The 20,001-nt window shown below is 53.2% G+C and carries 12 protein-coding genes; all 12 read right to left on the reverse strand.

Annotated features, from left to right (window positions below):
- Window positions 1–9 precede the first annotated feature (9 nt).
- Window positions 10–897 (reverse strand): carbohydrate ABC transporter permease, encoded by an 888-nt coding sequence (locus tag K7P76_RS11790; protein ID WP_232185500.1) that lies wholly within the window; start codon window positions 895–897, stop codon window positions 10–12.
- Between the two features lie 17 nt (window positions 898–914).
- Complete coding sequence (locus tag K7P76_RS11795; protein ID WP_232185501.1) at window positions 915–1,820, reverse strand: ABC transporter permease; 906 nt, start codon at window positions 1,818–1,820, stop codon at window positions 915–917.
- A gap of 66 nt (window positions 1,821–1,886) precedes the next feature.
- Window positions 1,887–3,560 (reverse strand): extracellular solute-binding protein, encoded by a 1,674-nt coding sequence (locus K7P76_RS11800; protein ID WP_232185502.1) that lies wholly within the window; start codon window positions 3,558–3,560, stop codon window positions 1,887–1,889.
- A 108-nt stretch (window positions 3,561–3,668) separates the two neighbouring features.
- Window positions 3,669–5,405 carry a sensor histidine kinase gene (locus K7P76_RS11805; RefSeq protein ID WP_232185503.1) on the reverse strand — a complete coding sequence of 579 codons (1,737 nt, stop codon included), beginning with the start codon at window positions 5,403–5,405 and terminating at the stop codon, window positions 3,669–3,671.
- Between the two features lie 31 nt (window positions 5,406–5,436).
- Window positions 5,437–7,110 (reverse strand): response regulator, encoded by a 1,674-nt coding sequence (locus K7P76_RS11810; RefSeq protein WP_232185504.1) that lies wholly within the window; start codon window positions 7,108–7,110, stop codon window positions 5,437–5,439.
- Window positions 7,103–9,019, reverse strand: a complete 1,917-nt coding sequence (locus K7P76_RS11815) for a hypothetical protein (RefSeq protein ID WP_232185505.1) — start codon at window positions 9,017–9,019, stop codon at window positions 7,103–7,105. The genes K7P76_RS11810 and K7P76_RS11815 overlap by 8 nt, the downstream gene beginning before the upstream one ends.
- Before the next feature lie 5 nt (window positions 9,020–9,024).
- On the reverse strand, window positions 9,025–12,234 hold the full coding sequence (locus K7P76_RS11820) for a glycosyl hydrolase (RefSeq protein ID WP_232185506.1): 3,210 nt from the start codon (window positions 12,232–12,234) through the stop codon (window positions 9,025–9,027).
- 31 nt (window positions 12,235–12,265) lie between these two features.
- On the reverse strand, window positions 12,266–16,165 hold the full coding sequence (locus K7P76_RS11825) for a hypothetical protein (RefSeq protein ID WP_232185507.1): 3,900 nt from the start codon (window positions 16,163–16,165) through the stop codon (window positions 12,266–12,268).
- Window positions 16,166–16,882: 717 nt separating this feature from the next.
- Window positions 16,883–17,839 carry an ABC transporter permease gene (locus K7P76_RS11830; protein ID WP_232185508.1) on the reverse strand — a complete coding sequence of 319 codons (957 nt, stop codon included), beginning with the start codon at window positions 17,837–17,839 and terminating at the stop codon, window positions 16,883–16,885.
- Entirely contained in the window at window positions 17,832–18,749 is a 918-nt protein-coding gene (locus tag K7P76_RS11835) for an ABC transporter ATP-binding protein (protein ID WP_232185677.1), read from the reverse strand. The genes K7P76_RS11830 and K7P76_RS11835 overlap by 8 nt, the downstream gene beginning before the upstream one ends.
- A 210-nt stretch (window positions 18,750–18,959) precedes the next feature.
- Complete coding sequence (locus K7P76_RS11840; RefSeq protein ID WP_232185509.1) at window positions 18,960–19,184, reverse strand: hypothetical protein; 225 nt, start codon at window positions 19,182–19,184, stop codon at window positions 18,960–18,962.
- A gap of 37 nt (window positions 19,185–19,221) precedes the next feature.
- The gene (locus tag K7P76_RS11845; RefSeq protein ID WP_232185678.1) at window positions 19,222–19,947 is read right to left on the reverse strand and encodes a MerR family transcriptional regulator; all 726 of its coding nucleotides are present in this window, start codon (window positions 19,945–19,947) and stop codon (window positions 19,222–19,224) included.
- Window positions 19,948–20,001: the final 54 nt, after the last annotated feature.

Genomic DNA, 20,001 nt, shown 5'->3' on the forward strand with positions numbered 1-20,001 from the left:
TCAGCATGCTTATTCCTTCACGCTGCCAAGCGTAATTCCCTGAATGAAATGCTTTTGCAAAAACGGATATAGCAGCAAAATAGGCAGCGCCGCGAGAAAAATCTGGGCGGCCTTCGTCGTCTGGTCGGATATTTGCGAGAGCGTCTTAAGCTCCTCCGACGTCGTCATCATGCTGGGATCGCGGTTAATGACGACCGACTGCAAATACGTCTGCAGCGGATAGTGCTCCGGCTTGTTCATGTAGATTAGCCCGTCGAACCAGGAGTTCCAATGACCGACGCATATGAACAGCAGCAGCGTGGCGAGAGCAGGTTTAGCCAGCGGCACAGCTATGCGCCAGAGTACCGACCAATGTCCCGCTCCGTCCACGAAGGCGGCTTCGTATAACTCCTTTGGCTGGGAGCGCATGAAATTAAGCAGCAGAATGACGTTAAAGACCGGCACGGCTCCCGGAAGCACGAGCGCCCAGACCGTATCGAGCAAGTTGAGCTGCTTGACGACCATAAAGCCGGGAATAAGGCCACCCGTGAACAGGATCGTCACGACGAAAAACCAGGCGTATAACGAACGCCACCGGAATTGCCGGCCTTCCTTGGACAGCGGGTAAGCGATCAATATCGTCAGCGTCATATTAATAACGGCGCCCAACACGACCCTTTCAAGCGAGACGAGAAAGCTAGCGATGAATTGCGGTTTCATGAGCGCGTATTCGTAGGAAGCCAACGTGAAACCGACAGGCCACAGCTTTACGAAGCCTGCGGTAGCCGCCGAACTGGAACTGAAAGATACCGCAAGCACATGGATCAGAGGTAGCAGGCACAACAGAGCAGCGCCGCCGAGAAATACATAGTTTGCCCAATCGAATACCCGTCGCCCGTAAACGTTCTTGTAGATCATGCGTATCCCTTCTTCGTCTAGAAAATTCGGTAATTTGCAAGCCGATATGCGAGCGTGTAAGAAATCGTGATGAGGATCAGCGAAATAACCGATTTGAACAGACCGACCGCCGTCGCCAAGCTGTACTGGGAATCTACAAGACCGATCCTGTATACGAGGGTGTCGATAATGTCGCCTGTGCTGTACACCTGCGGGCTATACAAATTAAAGACCTGATCGAAGCCGGCATTCAGTACGTTGCCTAGGCTCAGCGTCAGCATGAGCACGATAATCGGCATCATCCCCGGAAGGGTAACGTGCAGCGTCTGCTTGATTCTGCCCGCTCCGTCCATGACGGCCGCTTCGTACAAGGTCGGGTTAATCGACGTAATGGCTGCGAGAAAGACGATCGTCGAGAATCCGAATTCCTTCCAGATGTCGGAGACGACCAGCACGTATGGAAACCAATGCTCGTTGCCGAGGAAAAAGACGGGCTTGATTCCGACAGAACCGAGAAATCCGTTTACTATTCCGGAAGACGGCGACAAAATGTCGATCAGAACGCCTCCTAGAATGACCCAAGACAAAAAATGGGGCAAGTAAACCATCGTCTGCACCGAACGCTTGAAAGCCGCTTTGCGAACCTCGTTAAGCAACAGCGCGAAGACGATCGGAACGACTAAACCTAGAACGATCTTCATGCATGCGATCCAAACCGTATTACGCAGAACGGTCGTAAAATTGGGCAATTGGAACAAATAATGAAAATGCTCCAACCCGACGAACTCCGAAAAGAAAAATCCTTTTGTCGGAATAAAATTTTCGAAAGCGATAAGAATGCCCGACATCGGGTAGTAGCAGAACGCCAGGACGAAAATAACGCCGGGCAGCAGCATCAGATGCAGCGGGTATTCGCTGTTATGTTTCGTACGCCATTTCAACATCTCTATCTCCCCTATCGCCGCTTTTGAAAGAAAGGGGAGGGGATTGGCGCCCCCTCCCGCTCCCTCTTATTTGGCCGCAGCCCAATCGTTCACTTCTTTTGTAATTTCGTCGCCGCCGAGCTTTTTCCAGTTGTCGACGAATGTATCGAACGAATCGACCGGAGCCGCGTTCAGGATGATTTTGGTGAACGTCTCCAATTCCAACGTATCGAGCGTAGAGCTCTTCTTCAGCATCGTTGCGGTGGGCGCTCCCAAGAAGCCATTGAGAACGATCAGCTTCTGCTGGTCGTAGTAGTCCTCGACGCTAAGCGCTCCGTCCGGTCCCGCCCACTTGTAGCTGGCCCAGAAAGTGTTGTCTCCCGCCAAATATTTGTTGATGCTGCCGTAATTGTCCTTGACGTCGAACGATAATCCTTCGTCGCTTTTCGCTTCGAACGCCTTCTTCACGCCACGGTAAATATTAATGTTTTGCAGCGGATCCTGCGCCGTTACAGCATCGTAAGCATACAAATTCAACGATGTATTCTCGGAATTGAAGAACCGCTTGTCGCGTCCATTCGCCCCATACTGCTTCTCCAAGCTGTAATTTAACAGCTTAACAAGCGCTTCGGGGTTTTTGGCGCCTTTCTTAACGGCATAGAATAAAAGGGCGCCATTGCTGGCAAGCGAGCTGGCCGGGGATGAATCCGCCGAGGCAATCGGATAAGGCACCCAGTTGGCGTTCTTGTCGTTCTTGAAGCTATCCGGCAGCGGCCAGAAAGCGTTCCAGTGCTGGCCGTAGAACATGCCGATCTTGCCGGAGGTAATCAATTCGTTTACTTTGTTGGCATCGTAGACGCCGAATTCCGGGTCGATTAATCCCGCTTTGAACATATCCTGCAGCTTGGCGAGTGCTTGCTTCATCACCGGCTGGGTGGACCCGTAAGCTAATTTTCCGTCGGCGCCTTTCACCCAAGCCTTCGGATAAGCCTTGAAACCGTAAGCCAGACCGCCAATACCGCCATATCCGGAATAGATATCTTTGCCGAGCGCTAGCCCATAAGTTTTGTCTTGGCCGCCCGGTTTTTGCTTAACGAACGCTTCCGCGATTTTCAAGACGTCATCGATTGTCTTCGGTGCGGACAAGCCGACCTTCTTGAGCCAGTCTTCCCGAATCCAGATCATCTGGGTTCCGTCGATAACCGATGCCGTGGACGGAAGCGCCATCTTCTTGCCGCCGAACGTGACGGCCGTCCAGCCAACGCCGCCGTCGGAAGAAAGCGTCTGCTTCGTTAATTCAGAAGCGTACTGCTCGTAGACTTCGGTCATATCCATAATCATGTCCGATTCGATCAGCTTCTGGAGCTGGGTCAAATCCACGGCTACGATGTCCGGAATGCTGCCCGAGGCGATGGAGACGTTCATTTTCTGTCCGTATTGCGCGTCCGGAACGGTCCATTCGTTCTTAAGAATGATGCCGAGATCGTCTTTATAGCCGCGATACCATACGTTATTGTCGAGCGACTCGCCTTCGGCGAACTGAACGGTACTGCCGAGGCTTCGCGCGGTTGTAACTTCAATCGGCGTCTCGTATTTGCCCAGAGGATCCTTAGCGGGCTCCGCGCTTGGGGAAGCTGCCGCGCTCGTTTGCGGAGCGGAGCCGCTAGGCGTTCCCGCCGTGTTGTTGTTGTTCCCGTTGGAACTGCAGGCGGTCAGAAAAAGCATGAAAGCCAACGTGCCGTACAAAATGCTGCGTTTCATGGTGAGTCCCCCTTGAATTTGGTTGTTGCATAGATGATCATCTGCTTTAATTGTAAATTCGCGGCGGGCGGCATCAAATCCTAAAATTTATACTTCCTTGCCCGATCTCTACCAATTGGGGGCGACAGGGATGACAATCTCCACTTTCAACCCGCCGAAGGGGCTTCGGCTGAGCTTAAGACCTGCCTCCTCGCCGAAACGAAGCTGCAAACGGCGGTGGACGTTGGTCATTCCTGTCGTTTCCCCGCTCTGTTGAGAAGCATGCAAGCGCCTCTGCAGCATTTCCAACGCGGAATCGTCCAATCTGCCCCCGTTATCCTCCACTGTTACAACCGCACAGTTTTCATTCAGCGAGTATTGTACCTCCAGATAACCGCCCTCCGCCCGATCCTCCAGTGCGTGCACGAATGCGTTCTCGATGACAGGCTGCAGCGTCAGCCGAGGAATGGTCAGGTTGGCGAGTCCCTCCGGAATGTCGCCGAACCTGACGGAAATTCGGTCATGGAACCGGAACAATTGAATTTCCGTATACGTGCGGGCATGCACGGTTTCGTCCAGTACGGAAACCTCTTCCGCTCCGTCGCGGGTGATGAAGCGGTAATACTCGCCCAAATACTTCGTGAATTGCGCTACGTTGTCGACTTCCCCGAACTTCGCCATCCGGTAGATCGTGAAAAAGCTGTTATACAGAAAATGCGGGTTGATCTGCGACTGCAGCTGCTTCAATTCGGCATGCTGAGTCCGGTACTTCTGCTCGTATACTTCGTAGACCAGTTCCTGAAGCTTACGGACTGTTTGGTTGAAATGCCGATAAAGATACGCGAATTCGTCCTTGCTGCTTCTCTCGATGGATACGTTGAAATTGCCATTGCCCACCTGCCGGAAAGCCACGATAAACTTCCGCAAAGGATGGTGGATGACGCGATAGATGACGTAAGACACGGCCGCGATAATAAGGAGGGAAAACAAGGAGACATAACGTATGCGGTCGCGGTTCAGCTTCAGCTTGCCGAACACTTCCTTCTCGGGAACGAGAACGGCGAATGTGGCTCCGAGGAACGACGATTTCTCATAATAATGGAGATAGTCCCCCGACTCGGATCGAAGCGTCGAGATGCCGGACGTTTCATTGCCTTCCTCATGCGCGCCCAGCAGCAAGCCGGCTGCCGGCGTTTCGCTTCCGCTGGCAATCACCTGCCAACGATTGTCCGATCCGAGCAGGGCCGTAATTCCTGCCCCATTATATTTGAACTGTTCCAATGCCGCGGACAGCCGGGAACGATCGATTTCAATAGTCAGCACGAAGGAGGGGGTTGTCACCCCAAACAGATTCGGATTGGAATAGCAGATGAAGAGCCGATCGCCAAGGGCGCGCAAAGGAGCGGTCGCAGGCACGATGAAATGGCCGAGTGCATCGTACTCGGCCTTCGAAATATCCTGATAGGTCTGGTTCGCCGTTATCATCTTGCCGAGATCGGGCAAATAAGCGGTTGTATTCGCGATGTACTGGCTCATGTACTTCAACTGGATCAGCTGCTGTTGGATGGACAAGACAGCCTTCCGCTTGTCTTCGTTCGTCATAATCTCGGAAGCGTTGCTCAGCGTATCCAGATCCGTGTTGGCGGCCAACTGCTGCTGGAACTTAATGACCTGCGACAGCTCCGCTTCGAGACTGCTCAGGTAGTAATGGGCTTGCGAACTGATGGAATCGCTTACACCCTGTCTGACGCCTTCGGCGTCGGAGCGGTTAATCTGCAGAACAATCAGGTAAAAAGGGATGACGGCGACGAGCAGCGTAACGACCATTCTCGTGTAAGTGGATTGGAAGAGGGAACCGGTCTGCAAGCGAATTTCCCTTTCTTATATGGAGTGTGATTCAGGATTCGCGAAATTCCTGGGGCGACTGCCCGGTCAGCCGCTTGAACAAACGGGCAAAATAAGAGGGCGACTCGAGCCCGACCAGCGTCGTAATATCTTGAATTTTCATGTCCGTGGAGCGCAGCAGTTCTTTAGACTTCTGGATTCTCTTCTCCGTTACGTAATCCGACAAGCCGACTCCCGTAATCTGCTTGTAGAGCCTGGAGAGGTACGCGGGGTTTAGATACACCGCCTGCCCGAGACGGCTCAGCGACAAATCCCCTTGCAAATTCCGGCCAACATAGGTTTCTATCTTCTCGACGATTTCAAGACCGCGATCCGCCTGTTTCCGCCTGCGATGCTCGAACAAGCCGTTTGCCGATTTGCGAAAGAAAGCGGTCGTGTCCGGCCAAGACGAGAACGCGTCGATCCTCGTAAGCCTCTCAAGCTCCTTCGGATCTGATAGCAGCTCCGTCATTTCGAAACGGTTCATATGCGACAGCAGCAAGCTCGATACTCTATTAAATGCTTCCAGAGACAAGGAAAGCGGAACCTTGTCTCTGTCCGCGGCGTGCATCAATTGTAGGAGCGCTTGATCGAATTCGGCCTCCTTGCCGTTCTCCAAGTGAGACTCCAGAAAGATGAACCGCTTCAACTGGGCGCGAAGCTCTTCCGCCCTCCGTTCCTCGGCGGCATTCGTGCCGTCGTTCTCTCTCCTCAAATATGAAATCTCCTGTCCGATGCCCGCGCCCTTCTGAATGAGCTCCCGCAAACGATCGTACACTTGGCCGATAGCTGGCCAATCGAACAACCCGCTGCACGAGAAGGAAACCTGCAAATTCAGAAACCGCTTCGCCGCTTGCTGGATCGAATCCAGGCTGTCCTGCAGTCTCCGGTCGACGGGATCCTCGGGTTCTTCCGGGCGCCGTTCCCGCTCAGCCGAAGCTGCGGAAGGCTCGGGTTCCCCGTCTTCCCGTTGCTGGACAAGCCACAACAAGGACGACCCATCCCAAGGAATAGATAAGCTTAGAAACGAGCTTGGAATGATTTCCATGGCGATGTTCTGCAGCGCGTACAACAATAGGGTGCGGTCCGAGGGACGAATCACGTCCTCCCATGCATCCACCTTGCCTAGCAGCAGGTAGGCCGGTTTTGCCGTCCGGAACGGGATATCCAGTTCCTCGAAGCGCTGTTTCAGGCCGGAAAGGGTAAAAGGCTCCCCCATGACAAGGTTGCCGACGTATTCCCGCTGGGCAAGCGGCTGAAGCAGCTTCATCTTCTGCTTGGCTTCCACAATGAACCGTTCGACATCCGTTTCTTCATGGATATCGGCGATCGTCTTCTGCACGGAACGGACGATTTCCTCGTCTCCGTCCATCTTCAGCACGTAGTCGGCCCCGCCTTTACGCAGCACCTCTTGGACGTATCCGAAATCGTTGTAGCCCGTTAGGAAAATAACCTTGCAGCGCGGCCAGCGCTCCCGGACCTGATCGAACAGCTCAAGGCCGGACATCTCAGGCATGCGGATATCCGTCAGCACGATATCGATTTTGCTTCGCGTCATGATCTTCAAGGCAAGAACGGCCGAATTCGCGCGGTGGACCTCCAGATCCGCGATGCCTGCCGTATGAAATAACTCCGTTAGTCCGTCAAGAATGATCGCTTCGTCGTCGACAATGAGCAAGTTAATCATGATTCCGCTCTCCCGTCTGCGATACCGCAGCATAACGCCGCACGGCCGCGATATTCATGCCGCTCTCCCAAGGCCTGGACCTCGTATTAAAAGGCCGTCCCGCATCGTAATATTCCACCCATGCGTCCGTCGAGTCCGCGATCCCGACGACATGCTCCATGACGGCTTGAGCGCCGGGATACCCGAGCTCCGTTAGCCCGTACAGCAGCAAACTTTCGTCGTATCCAACAAAATAGGTAGAGCCTGGAACGGTGGGCAAATAACCGTATTTTTCGAAAATCCCGTAAGCTCTCCGCACGTCTTCCCCTTTATCTTCTACCGTCAGCACGCCGGAATGAAGGAAGCCGGGAAGCAGCCCCGCGGATTGTACCGTGATGACCCGTGGTTCCACCGCCTCCAACGCTGGCTCCATCGATCTGCATGCGGGGCAGACGTAACGGCCATTGTCGGTTCTTCCCGTCCATTTTAACACATGATTGCCGCGTAAATTACAGCTTTCGCACACTCCGTAACGGTACGACGGAAGCTCGGCGGTCAAAGCCCGCTGCGGCGCGTTCGCGACGAATCTGCCGTCCCGGTAGAAATTCCGCCTGAATGAAGCTTCCGTCCGATCGAGGATATATTTACAAGACGCAATCTGCTCTTCATTCCATAGTTTGCGGCTCTCGGCAAAGGGAAGAAGCCTTCTTCCCGCCTCTAAGAACAGCAAAGTCGCTTCCATGGAACCGTCGAGCAAGGAGGAACGCGGCAGGAAACCTCCCGCCACGTAAGTTTCGTCTCCGTTAAAAGGGAGCATGCCGTCATGAAGGTGCGGCAGCTGGACACTCCAGCAATGATCGAGCATGGGAAAGATCGATTCCACGAAAGCCCAATCTCCCGTAGCACGACCGTAATCGAAAGCTTGCACGATCGTGTAGGCGGTAATCTCCACGTCGTCGTTCTCGTGCACGTGACGAGCGCGGTCGTGCCCCATGCTTTCCGCGTTGCGAATGCCGCCGAGCCTAGTCCATTTCCCGAAGCGGAATGCCAGGTTGCGCTTAGCTTCCTCATACAGGCCGAGGGACAGAAGTCCCCTCGATGCTCCATATTGATCCCGGACGTAGGCAAGCGCGTAGTTGTGTCCCGCCATAATACCCCCGTCTTCAGACTGCTGCGCGGCAATAAGAAAGGCAACGCTCTCGGACAGCCAATCGACGCGCTGCCTCATTTCCTCTCCGATGTGTTCGCCGTATGCAAGGGGAATGATGCGCGAGACAAGCCGACGATCCGCCTCCTCCGCTTCCGCTTTAAGCCTCTCGTATCCTTTGTCCAGCAGCATGCGGGCATGGTGTTCGGTTTCCGGGTACGTGGGCCCTCCGATCAGTACGACATAAGACTCGCCTGCAGGTATAGAGAGGCTGACTTTGCCTTGTACTATCTTGATATCTGCCTCCTGCCCCCAACAAAGAACCGCGAGGAACGTCTCCACTCCCATCGGATAGCGGTAGATGCGAGCCGTATCGGGCGCATTCACAAGAATCGACCTCAAGGAAGTATCCTCCGCTGTGAAGCTGTCGTTTCCTGGAAAACATTCGTACCCTTCGCCGAGAGACAGCTCCAGACGAAGCGGCACGTTGGCTTGCAACTTGCATAGGTATACCGGCAAGTCCTGTGCAACGAAAGCTTCGGCAACGGCAGCTTCCACCCCTTCGCCGCTTAAATACCGATGCAGCCAACGGTTCGTACCATCCACTCTCATCGATGCATATTGAGGACTGGTACCGTCCGCTAGTGTCCATTTTCCTTGCAGCAGCGAAGGCGAGCTATACGGAGGTCCGTAAACTTCAACCCAGTCATTGCCGCGCCCGTACACCAGAAACCGTCCATTGCCTAACGCGTGAACCGCACCGTCGTCATTGATTTTCCACATGTTTGTCACTCCCCATTTTCCGTTCGGACGACTATCCGATAATCCGACATTAGCCCGTAGGCGATCAAATCATATTCCTTGGGTTTCGGGCTCCCCTGGATTGGAAAGCTTTGCCACAGGTAAGACCAGCCTACTTTGCGCGGGCGATCCGGATGGTGATGGGGCCCGAGCAAATTTTTGAAGCTGCCGCATACTCGAACCTCGATGAAGTTCTCTTTGCCTGGCAAAACGTGCGGCATAAGATCGATAGACACGCTGCCGTCCACCCCGAGCAATCCAGCGTATTTGCCGTTCACCGCGATGGAAGCGACCGTTCCATTCCAGTCTCCTAACACCAATTGCGCTTCCCGTATCGTATCCGGCAACTCCACCGATCGCGAGTAGACGACGGCTCCCCCGTAGAACGGATAACCTTGCCTGCCCCAGGAACCTGTCCGAAGCGGCTTCGCCCGCTCCATCTCCCAGCGGTTTCCACGATCGGATACCGCGAAATCTCCAAGCAGCACAACCGCCTCCACCTCCAGCAGCACGCTGAACGGAGAAACCCGCAACGTCACGACATTGTCGCCTTCCCTGACTAACGAAACGATATTATACTCCCGAAAATGATCGTCCAGCCTCGATTTCTCGCCGCCGTTGTTCAACGGTGCTCCGTTCACGAGAATCTGGTAGGCGTCTCCTCTTTCCACCAACAGGCCAAGGCGAGAAGGAATACTCCCTTCGGATATAAAGAACCGGTAAGATACCTCGAAACCCGATAGTTCGCCGAACTCTTTGTCGCGCTCCGTCAGCCTGCTCCGGTACTGAATCGCGTTATCCCAAGGATTCGCTTCGAACCCATGGAACTCGAATACTTTACTGGCAGCAAATAGAACGTGGATATCCTTGTGAGTTTCTGAACCGATCTTCAGATCGCAATAAGCTAGTGGCCAAACATTGGACTCCTCTGGCACGATCGTCGGAGAAATGGCCGGCATGACAAGCGTTTGCCCGTTGTCCTCCTCTTCAGAACGTTCACCGGGGAGGAACGCTAAAGGCGGTATCATTTTATCGGAAGCGCGACCGCTGCGAAGCAGCAGTGAACCGGAAGCTTCCAGCGTAATGTGCATTTCCAGCGTTCCGTCGCCCGAATGCCTATATACCGCCGGTTCCGCTGCGCCGGTCCAAGGGTTCAATCGCTCCAGTGCTTCCCCTTTCAACCGCAGGTTCCCTTGAAACGCCTTCGGACCGCTGTTGACGACAAACCATATGACGCTACCGTCAGTCTGCTCCCTGCGAAGATGAGCTAGCGCGGAACGTTCACTCCACCCTGTGAAATCCTCGTCCGTCCCCATTGAAGCAATCGTTAGGCGCTGACTCAGGAACGAATGAAGCGTCCGCTCCAACGCCTCGGCATTTTCCACGGTCATCCAACCTTCGTGAGCTTTCAATTGCTCCAGCCGCTCCTCTGCCACGTTCCCTTCTATCCGGGTCGGCGAGCCTAGGGCAAGCACCTTGCCTCCCTGGGACAAATACTCCCCAAGCAATTGCATCGTGCTCTCCCTAACGTTCTCCATCGCTGCTGGAATGACCACGACTTCATATTTCCCCTGCCCGATGACGAAGGAGGCTCCTTCCGTCCGGCCATGGCGCTCCGCGATGAATTCGTCGCCTAAATCGAAGTCCCATTGACGTTCCGAGAGCAATTGAAGAATAGCCACATCGCTGCTCAATGGTTCGGCATGGTTCGGTTCCAGCCCCGGCTCAGCCAAATCTGGCGTCTTCATATAGAAGGAAGTCGTCGGATTCAGCACGAGAATCCGGTTGCGCGTCTCCCCTTCCCCGAGCGCGACGGAAAGCCGGGCGAAATAATCGTTCAGCTTGCCGTATGGTTCCCACCAAGGCTGCCGCCAATCGAACGATTGCGGATAATCCCGCTTGCGGGCTCCCGCGATGGAGGACAAGGTCAAATGCGGATTTAGAAAGTTTATGCCGTGTACGTAGAGCCAATCTCCGATCCTTCTGAAATCCTCGAACGTGGAATCCCAGCCGCCCGCACCGTAGGCCTCGCACAGCACTCTTTTCCGACCCAACTGGTTGGCCGCGCTATGCGCTTCTCGGATCGTAACCAAGAGATGGGGATCCCTGCCGTTTTCCTTAAGCAGGGACGTCAGCAGCATGTCGATGCCGGGCCAATGCATGTATTCGTAGAAGGACATCACGGAGGGAGATGAACGCCCCCAAGGGTACGGCCAGTTATGCTCCAAATAATGACCGGTGAAAGCCAGCCCGTGAAGCTCGCACCAATCGGATATCGGTTTGACCCAGTTATTCGCCCAAAGCTCGCGCAGCGTGTCATAGTAATCGTAACGCACCTTAAGCGGATCGATTGCCTTTCCGTCACCGGCTGCCGCGTCCGCGAACAGACATGGCAGATGCTCGATCAAGCTGTACCCGTTGCGCTGCTCGAATTGCGAAGCAAACCAATAGCTGAATGGCAAAGGCTGCGCATCCGGAAAGTGACCGTGAACGAGACACGGTTCGTCCGTGAACAACGCCGGAATCCGCTCTCCGAACCGATCACCAAATCGAGCTCGGTAAGCTTCATGTGTCGTCTCCAGAAAATGCCGCGCCGCTTCAGGACGAAGAAGATCGGGGTAAGCAAAGCCTCCAAGCCAAGCACTCGTCTCCGGAATCCGCCATTCCAGCAGCAAAAAGCGGTTGCCGAAGGAAGGCCACTCGGAAGGAGGGCGTTTCGTCACTTCCGTCTTCAGCCGGAGCGATGACGCGCTTCCATTTCCCCCTTCGACCGCATAAGCGCTTAAGAGCCGACCTTGAGCACCGCTCAAGGCCGACTCCCAACGGAGATGACCGCATTCTCCGGTTTCTACCAAGCGGGCCGTCAAGGCTCCCGCCAAGCCGTCCGGCATACGCGACGGAACATGGCCGCCGGCGAAACCCGACGGATAGGAATTCTCGTCGTAAAGGTATAGCTTTAAATCCAGCTTATCCGCTGCTTCAAGCGCCTTGCCCCATAACTCGAACCAAGCCTCGGACAAATAAGCCGTCACCAGCCCCGGCCTCGGGTGGACGAAAGCGCCGCCGAAGCCGCGTGCTTTCATCCGTCCCAATTGATCCCGGATTTGCTCCTCCGTCATATCATCGTTCCATACCCAGAGCGGCGCGGGCCGATACAGTGCGGGCGGGTCGGCGAACCTGTCTTTCCATTCGTTCATGCTGCGTATGTCTCTCCTTGCTCCTAATTTCTTATAAAACGACTTGGTAACCGTGCGAACCCGTTCCCGACGTGGAGAACCGAATAAAGCCGGAACTGTCGGCCGTATACGATTGCCAAGCCGCGCCGTCGCGTTTCACCGCATAGCCGACGCCCGGAGTTAAGCCGCCGATCTTCAGCGACTTGGAGCCGCTGGCCACGTTGATCGTAACGGTCGTCTCCGACGCGGAGGCATAGACGGAGGCTTCCGCCCCGTCGTAATAGAGCTTCTCTACTTTCATCCAGCTAAGCGCCGATGGGCGTTTGGGCGCGATGACCAATCCGTCCTTATCCGTATCGACGCCAAGAAATCCATATAGGAACGCTAATGGGGCAAGCGCGGATTCCGTAAATTCGGCGTCGATGCCGATGCCTCCCGCCGATCCGTCTCCCTGCATATGAATGCCCCGGATATCATAGTAAGACCGGTAACCGCCCTCTTCCCTGGCTTGCTGATGCAGGTCCAGCATTTGCGCGAACCGGGTCCATGCATTATCCGCGGACTTATATTTCAAGCGGGCCATCACGTCGTAATAGTTGACGTATAGAATCGCGCCGCCGTCCTGAACCTGCGTGCCGAACGGATAGTTTTCCGGCTGCGCCCAGATGATGTTGTACCAATCGCCGTTGCGCTTCGTCGAAGCCCTCGCGGCAAACTTCGGAGCGTATATGTCCGCGCCCGTCGACGTATCCCCTGTCACCGTGCGCGCGCCATCCAGCCAGTCGAATATGCTCGCCGCCCGGGTCGAATCCGCCAAGCCCTGCGCCAACGCCTCCAGATTGACGAACGTATAACCGTAGTCGTGGAGCGCGCCGTTTACGTCCACGGTCGGTACGTACCTGCCGGTGGCCGTGTTCCAGAACGTCGTTCCGCCCGTTACCGCGGTGAACACTTTCGTCGCTTTGGAGCTCAGGACGGTTGAAGACTCGCCGTATGGATTGGCCGCGATAGACCAGCCGGGATTATCTTCGATCAGCTTCTCGATTTGCGACATCGTCTTTAACGCCTCGTAATAATAGATCGTATCGTAGAAATCCTTATTGCCGATCGGCAGGATGTCCCAATAATTCGAGCCGATCCCTTTGCCGTGAAGGTAACGGTCGGATATATTCGGCTGTGTCACGTCGACGCCGCTCGTGCCTTCATGGCCCCTCCACGGAACAGTCAAATAGTTGTTCGTACCGGAATCGAATTCCGTCTTGAGAAAATGCAAAGCTATGCGCATCCGGCCGATATTGCTTTGAAGGAACGCAACGTCGCTCGGATTCCACATGAACAATTCCGCACTGCCCAGAACGAATGCCGTATTCGTTTGCACGTGGCGCGTATCGTATTCCCCTTTCACCATCGCCACTGCCACCTGACCGCCCGTCTGTCCGGTTTCCACCGGATCGAGCCGGTATTGCGCGATCGTGCCCGTCCAGCTCGGATTTTGATACATCGGAATTTGGTACCCTTTGTTCACGCCCGTATTGTCCACCGTGAAGGTGACGCTCTTCGCCTCGTTCCAAACCGAATCTGTAGTCGTCGTAAAATAAATTTTGCCGACTGTGTTGGCGTTCGAATTGCTCATCTGGACATACAGATACGGCATATGCGAAGCTAGGGTGCTCTGGGTTGGAGATAGGATATACGGGTCGCTGCCCGGTGTTTGAATGACCCATTTTCCGCCGGAAATCGCATGGCTGCTCATATTCGTCGTCCAACCCAAAGTGCTTGAGTTAAACGTATATTTATTCACTGTAGGATCGTCCGGACTTCCCGTCGACGGAAACGGCCAGCCGACCAAGCTCGTGCCTTCGCTCCACCAATTCGTTGCGTTCAGCACGTAGACATAGCCATCGGAGGTCATTTTGACGTCGTTCAGCAAATGATTGCGAAGCACCTGGTTGTAGTCGGCTCCGTATTTCCCCTTATTCAGGCCGGTGTTCATCCATGCAGTCGTCATGGCGTCCCACTGCATCCAGTTCGTCTGCGGGTTGCCATCGATCGGGCTCGGACCGAACTTGAGCGTGTACAGGTATTTGTACATATGGTTCAGAGTGTCCGAATAAGAGGCATTCGATGACGAGAAAACCGGAAGGTCGGGCAGCACCTTGCTCGGCGTGTACGTGATCCGGGCTTTGAAATCCCCGTAAGAAGAAGCAACTGCTCCATTGATGTAGGGAGTTCCCGGGAAAAAGTTATTTCCCGACGTTTGCCATACGCCAACCCCGTTCGATCCGCTGCTTAACACCCACAAATAGTCACCCGCCGCTTTTTCCGCGAAATTCAAAGACAGCCAATCGTTATCCGTATAGTCGACGAACGTCTTCGCCGCCAACGGCGGACCGGCTACAGTCGTCGCGTAATCGGTATTCCAGGCATAAAGGGTTAGCGTCAGATTGCCTTGGTTGTCACCGTAACTAGGGGTATTAACTTCAATCATCGTAAAAGGCCACACCGCCTTGAATTTCTCCCCTGCGGTTCCGGAGCCGGAGATCGGCACATCCCGTATTGTCGTATCGACGTGGCTGTACATTTCCTGAGGCGCCGTATCATATTCCCCGTAATACAGCCGCGCCTGGTAATCCCCGGCAACCGCCGTTCCGTTGAAGTAGGCCGTGGCCGGGTAGGCGCTATCGGTTATTTTCCATACTCCGACCCAGCCCGTGGAGTTGGACAATGTCCAAACGTATTGGCCCGCCGCTTTCTCGGGAAATTGAATGCGTAGCCAAGCATTGTCCGCAAAGTTAGTGAACGTCTTGCTGACGAGCGGCGTACCTCCAACCGATGTCGCGTAATCGGTATTCCATGCGTACAGCTTTAGCGTCAAATTGCCGTTGCTGTCACCATAGCTCGGCGTGCGAATCGCGAGGCTGTAAAACTTGTCGCGCGCCGTGAACCGGGATCCCGCCGTATCGGACGAACCGATCGTCACGTCCGCATAACTCACGTTGTCATATAGATAAGGCTCCGGCTCGGGATTCCCGTATTCCAGCTTCGTTTGATAATCGCCTGTCGCTTCCGCCCCGTTCCAGTAAGCCTGCGCCGGGTCGTCGCTGTCCGTAATTTTCCATACGCCAACCCAGCCCGAAGCATTCGTCAGCGTCCACAAATATTGGCCTGCCGGTTGGGTATCGAATTGGATCCGAAACCATTGGTTATCCGTGAAGTCGGTGAAGGTCTTCGTATTGACCGGCGTGCCGGCGACCGTCGTCGCGTAACTTCCGTTCCAGGCGTATACGCGCAGCGTCAAGCTTCCGCTGTTGTCGCCGAAGCTCGTTGCCCGTATCGACAGCCCGTGGAACGGAACCGTCGCCGCGAACGCTTCACCCGCGGTATCCGAAGTGCCGATCGTCGTGCCGACGTAAGCGACCCCGTTGTACAAATTCGGATCCGAATCACCGTAATAAATCCGGCCCTGATAGTTTCCGGTCACAGCCGTTCCGTTCCAGTAAGCTATCGATGCATCCGTGCTGTCCGTGATTTTCCAAACGCCGACCCATCCGGTCGCTCCCGATAAAGTCCAAATATACGTTCCGGCGTTTTGCGCGGGAAATTGTAAGCGCAGCCATTCATTGTCGCCGAAATTCGTGAATGTGCGAGTCGTGACTGGCGTACCCGCAACCGTCGTCGCATAATTCGTATTCCAAGCATACAGTCGCATAGTCAAATTGCCGTTGCTGTCTCCATAGCTCGGAGCCCTGACAGCGACGCTGTAGAACGTGCTGCTCGCGGTAAATTTCTGTGCCGCCGAGTCCGTCGTTCCTATCGTGACGGCCGAATAGTTGACCCCGTTATACTGATCGACCGGCGCCGATGCCGCGAACGCCGTCATCATGAATGCCAAATAGACGATAAGCGAGACGATGCCGGCAGCAGCCATAACGGAAAAGCGATTCTTCGTCATCCGAATCTCTCCTTTTTTCAACTTAGTCAAAACAGTCCATTCAATTTCAGCTTGAATCAACCGTCCCTCCTCCCGCTAGCGGACTTTGCAGGTTTTGCGGACTTACAAGCGTTGCAATACCATTTTATCCCGGTCGCCCGTGTGCCAGATATACTAAAACTTCTACTTTCTATTCCGATTTCTACTTGATAGGGGAAAGCCGACACCTCCGAAGCGCAACAAGTAAAAACAACTTGGTCGTCCTAAGGACCACGGCATAAGTATCCCACTCTAAGTGCCTCATCCGACGATTTAAAGCGAGTTAGACGCTCTATTTCCTCCACAAGTGCCTCACCCGGCGATTTAAAGCGACTCAGACACTCTATTTCCTCCACAAGTGCCTCATCCGACGATTTAAAGCGACTTAGACGCTCTATTTTCTCCACAAGTGCCTCATCCGACGATTTAAAGCGAGTTAGACGCTCTATTTCCTCCACAAGTGCCTCACCCGGCGATTTAAAGCGACTCAGACGCTCTATTTCCTCCACAAGTGCCTCATCCGACGATTTAAAGCGATTTAGACGCTCTATTTCTGCCAAAACGACTTCGTCATCCCTGGGGACAAAGATTGTCATTCTTATCGGAGTCGATTCAGACAAGGACAGCGAAAAAACGCCCGGAAACCCGGGCGCTGAACGGTTGTTAGTGATATTGGGGATGGAGGTATTTTTCCATTTGTTAAGCCGCAACGTCGCGTTTCGTAAACAAGAGCCAAGAAACAAACTGGAACAGGACATAATAAGCGATTAGAATCATGATGGAGAAGGAGAGGGTCATCTCCGGTCGGACTGGATTGGAGCCAGCCAAATATTGGGTCAGGTCGACGTTGGCGAATAACAAGTATTTTACCCATTCGTAGCTGCTGAAGACCGCCGTTAACGTGTTGCCGACAAGCATGAACAAGAGCGAGAAAGCAATTGCCATTGAGGAACTGCGGAACGCTGCCGAGATCATGAAGGCGAACGTGACGTACATCAGAAGCGATACAATGGCATAGCCGTATCTTTGCAGAGAGTCTACAACCATGGAGCCTTCGTGCACGATACCGTCCGCGCCTATCGTCAGATGCGGGAGGTTTAATCCGCCGAAACCTTGCAGCGCCGCCCCTGCCGCGAAGGCGACTGCAAACGAGATGATGAGCAACAGCAGCGCAAAGCCCATCGTTGCGACATACTTGCTGAGCATGACTTTACTTCGCGATGCGGGGCCTACCAGTAATAGTTTAATCGTTCCCCATGTGAATTCAGCCGCGATCATATCCGCAGCGACGATAACCGTCAAAATCGTTACCAAAATAATGAGCATTGCCGAATTGTTGACATAATCCCACATCGATTGTTCGTTCGGATTGATATTGTGCTCCAAGTAATATTCGTTCAACTTGATCTCTTTTTTCATGCTCTCTATATGATCGGGACCTATTTTATTGTTCTCCTGAATTTCTTTTTGCAGGACAAGATTTTGCTGGGTCACTTGCTGCTTCCAATCGGGGCTTTCATTGCGAACTTCATCCCACTTCATCAAGCCGCTCATCAGCAATAAAGACAGCACAAGGAACCCGATCATCAACCATGTCCGGGGACGCCGGTAGATTTTCATATTTTCATTTCGCAACAGGTCATTAAAATTAGACAACCATCTCGCCTCCGGTCATTTCCAAAAATTGATCTTCCAACGATTTCTGAGACGAGTATATGCCATAGATATCAAGCTCGGCTTTAACAAGCAGCCTTGCGATTTCTGGAATGCGAGCTTTGTCCGTCTCCAATTCAAGCTGTTTGCCAACGATAGAGATACTCATATCCTTAAAGGATTCGGTTAATAATTGATAGGCAAGAGGCGGGCTGCTGACATCAATGATAATTCTGGTTTGCACGGAATCCGTCGTTTCTTGCAGAGAGCGGACAACGATAAGCTTACCGCCTTGGATGATCGCCACGCGGTCGCACATTAACTCCATCTCCGACAACAGGTGAGAAGAGACGATAACGGCAATTCCTTCTTCCTGCGTAAGCTTCCGTAGATAGTCGCGCAACTCGCGAATGCCTGCGGGATCGAGTCCGTTGGTCGGTTCATCCAAAATGAGCACGGAAGGCCTGTGCAAAATCGCCTGAGCGACGCCAAGCCGCTGTCTCATTCCAAGCGAGTAGCGTTTGACTTTCTCATGGATCCGATTCTGAAGGCCCATGAGCTTAACGACTTCATCAATCCGTTGTTTCGTAACACCGGAATGGCGACGTGCGAAATGAACTAAATTCTGATAACCCGACAGAAACTTGTACATTTCCGGGTTTTCGACAATTGCTCCGATATGGGTCATCGCTTGCGCGAATTGTTTGCGGACAGAGACGCCTTTAACGATAACCTCGCCTTTCGTCATCGAGATCAACCCGACGATCATGCGAATCGTCGTCGTTTTGCCGGCACCGTTGGGACCTAGAAATCCGAATACCTCTCCCGCGGGGACGTCAAAGGAAAGATTGTCGACGATAGTACGTCTGCCGATTTTCTTGGTAACATTCCGAAGCTGCAATACGGGTTCCATAGTTGCTTGCATGATACTTCATCCTCCTGAAATCTCTTGTATGAATGAAGTATACCGTCGTGAGGTTAATAGGATAATGGGCTTGAGGTGAGTATGTTTCCTGTACTTTAGTCGAGGAAGGACTTTGCCAATAAGGAGATGCCGATATTAATAATGGGACTATTCCCTTGCCATTTTCATGGCTTGGAACAATCCCATACTCTTAAAATACTATTTAATTCGTTTCAGTTGGGCTTCCTGTTCGATGGAGCGAACGGAAAGGAGTTCAATAATACGATGTTGGCTTTCTTGAATCGCTTCTAGCCGCTTAACGCTATCATTAGTCTCCAGTACTGTCCGTTTAATCAACGCTTGCTCGTTCTCAATCCAATCTAAACGTGGAAGTATTTCTTCTTGAATAACAGATCGCAGGTCTTCCTTCCATTCATCACTCATCCGTTCCGCTCCCTCCAGCCTAATAAGGTTTATCTTATCACGACAAAGCTCTATTGATATAACGATAAAGCTCGCCATCTAAACCAAATTGAAGCGGATTATTCGGGTTCTCGGCATGAAACTTTTCCGCTGATCTAATAAACTCCGGATCCCCACCGGAAAACAGATCGATCAATTCTTTCCACCGTTTAGCCAGTTGAATAACTTCCGGGTTATCGGGCGAAGTTCCGCTCTCCATTTTGGCTCGAAGAGCTTCGATCAGATCAGACCAGTTGTCCTGAACGGTTTGAGTTTGGTTTTGGTTAAGTTGCTGGCTTCTCATGTGCAATTGATCCATTTGTTCTTGCGTAAAATATTTGTCGGCATTCATTCTCATCACCTCGATTAATTGGATAAAATCCTCTGCCGATACCGTTTGTTGATTTCTTAGCAACCGGTATACGTTTTCTAACTGGACCCGCAGCTGTTCCTGAATTCTGATCGCTTCGTTCAACCGCTCTAATTGCACCCGGATAACTTCTTCCGGATTGAATTCGGGGCTTTCGATTAATTCCTTAATTTGATCCAAAGAGAAGCCCAATTCCTTAAGCGACATGACTCGTTGACATCGCACGAGATCCTCTTCGTTATAGAGCCGATGCCCGGTGTCCGTAAAATGAGAAGGCGAGAAAAGCTTAATCTGGTCATAGTATCGAAGGGTCCGAACCGTCAATCCGGATAGCTTCGCCAGCTCTCCTACCTTCCAATGTTTCTTGTTCAACATCATCTCCTCATTTCGTACGAAGTTTGACTCCCGCGGTAAATTCAATATAAATCA

This window comes from Cohnella silvisoli (assembly GCF_021190915.1).
Lineage (GTDB): Bacteria > Bacillota > Bacilli > Paenibacillales > Paenibacillaceae > Cohnella > Cohnella silvisoli.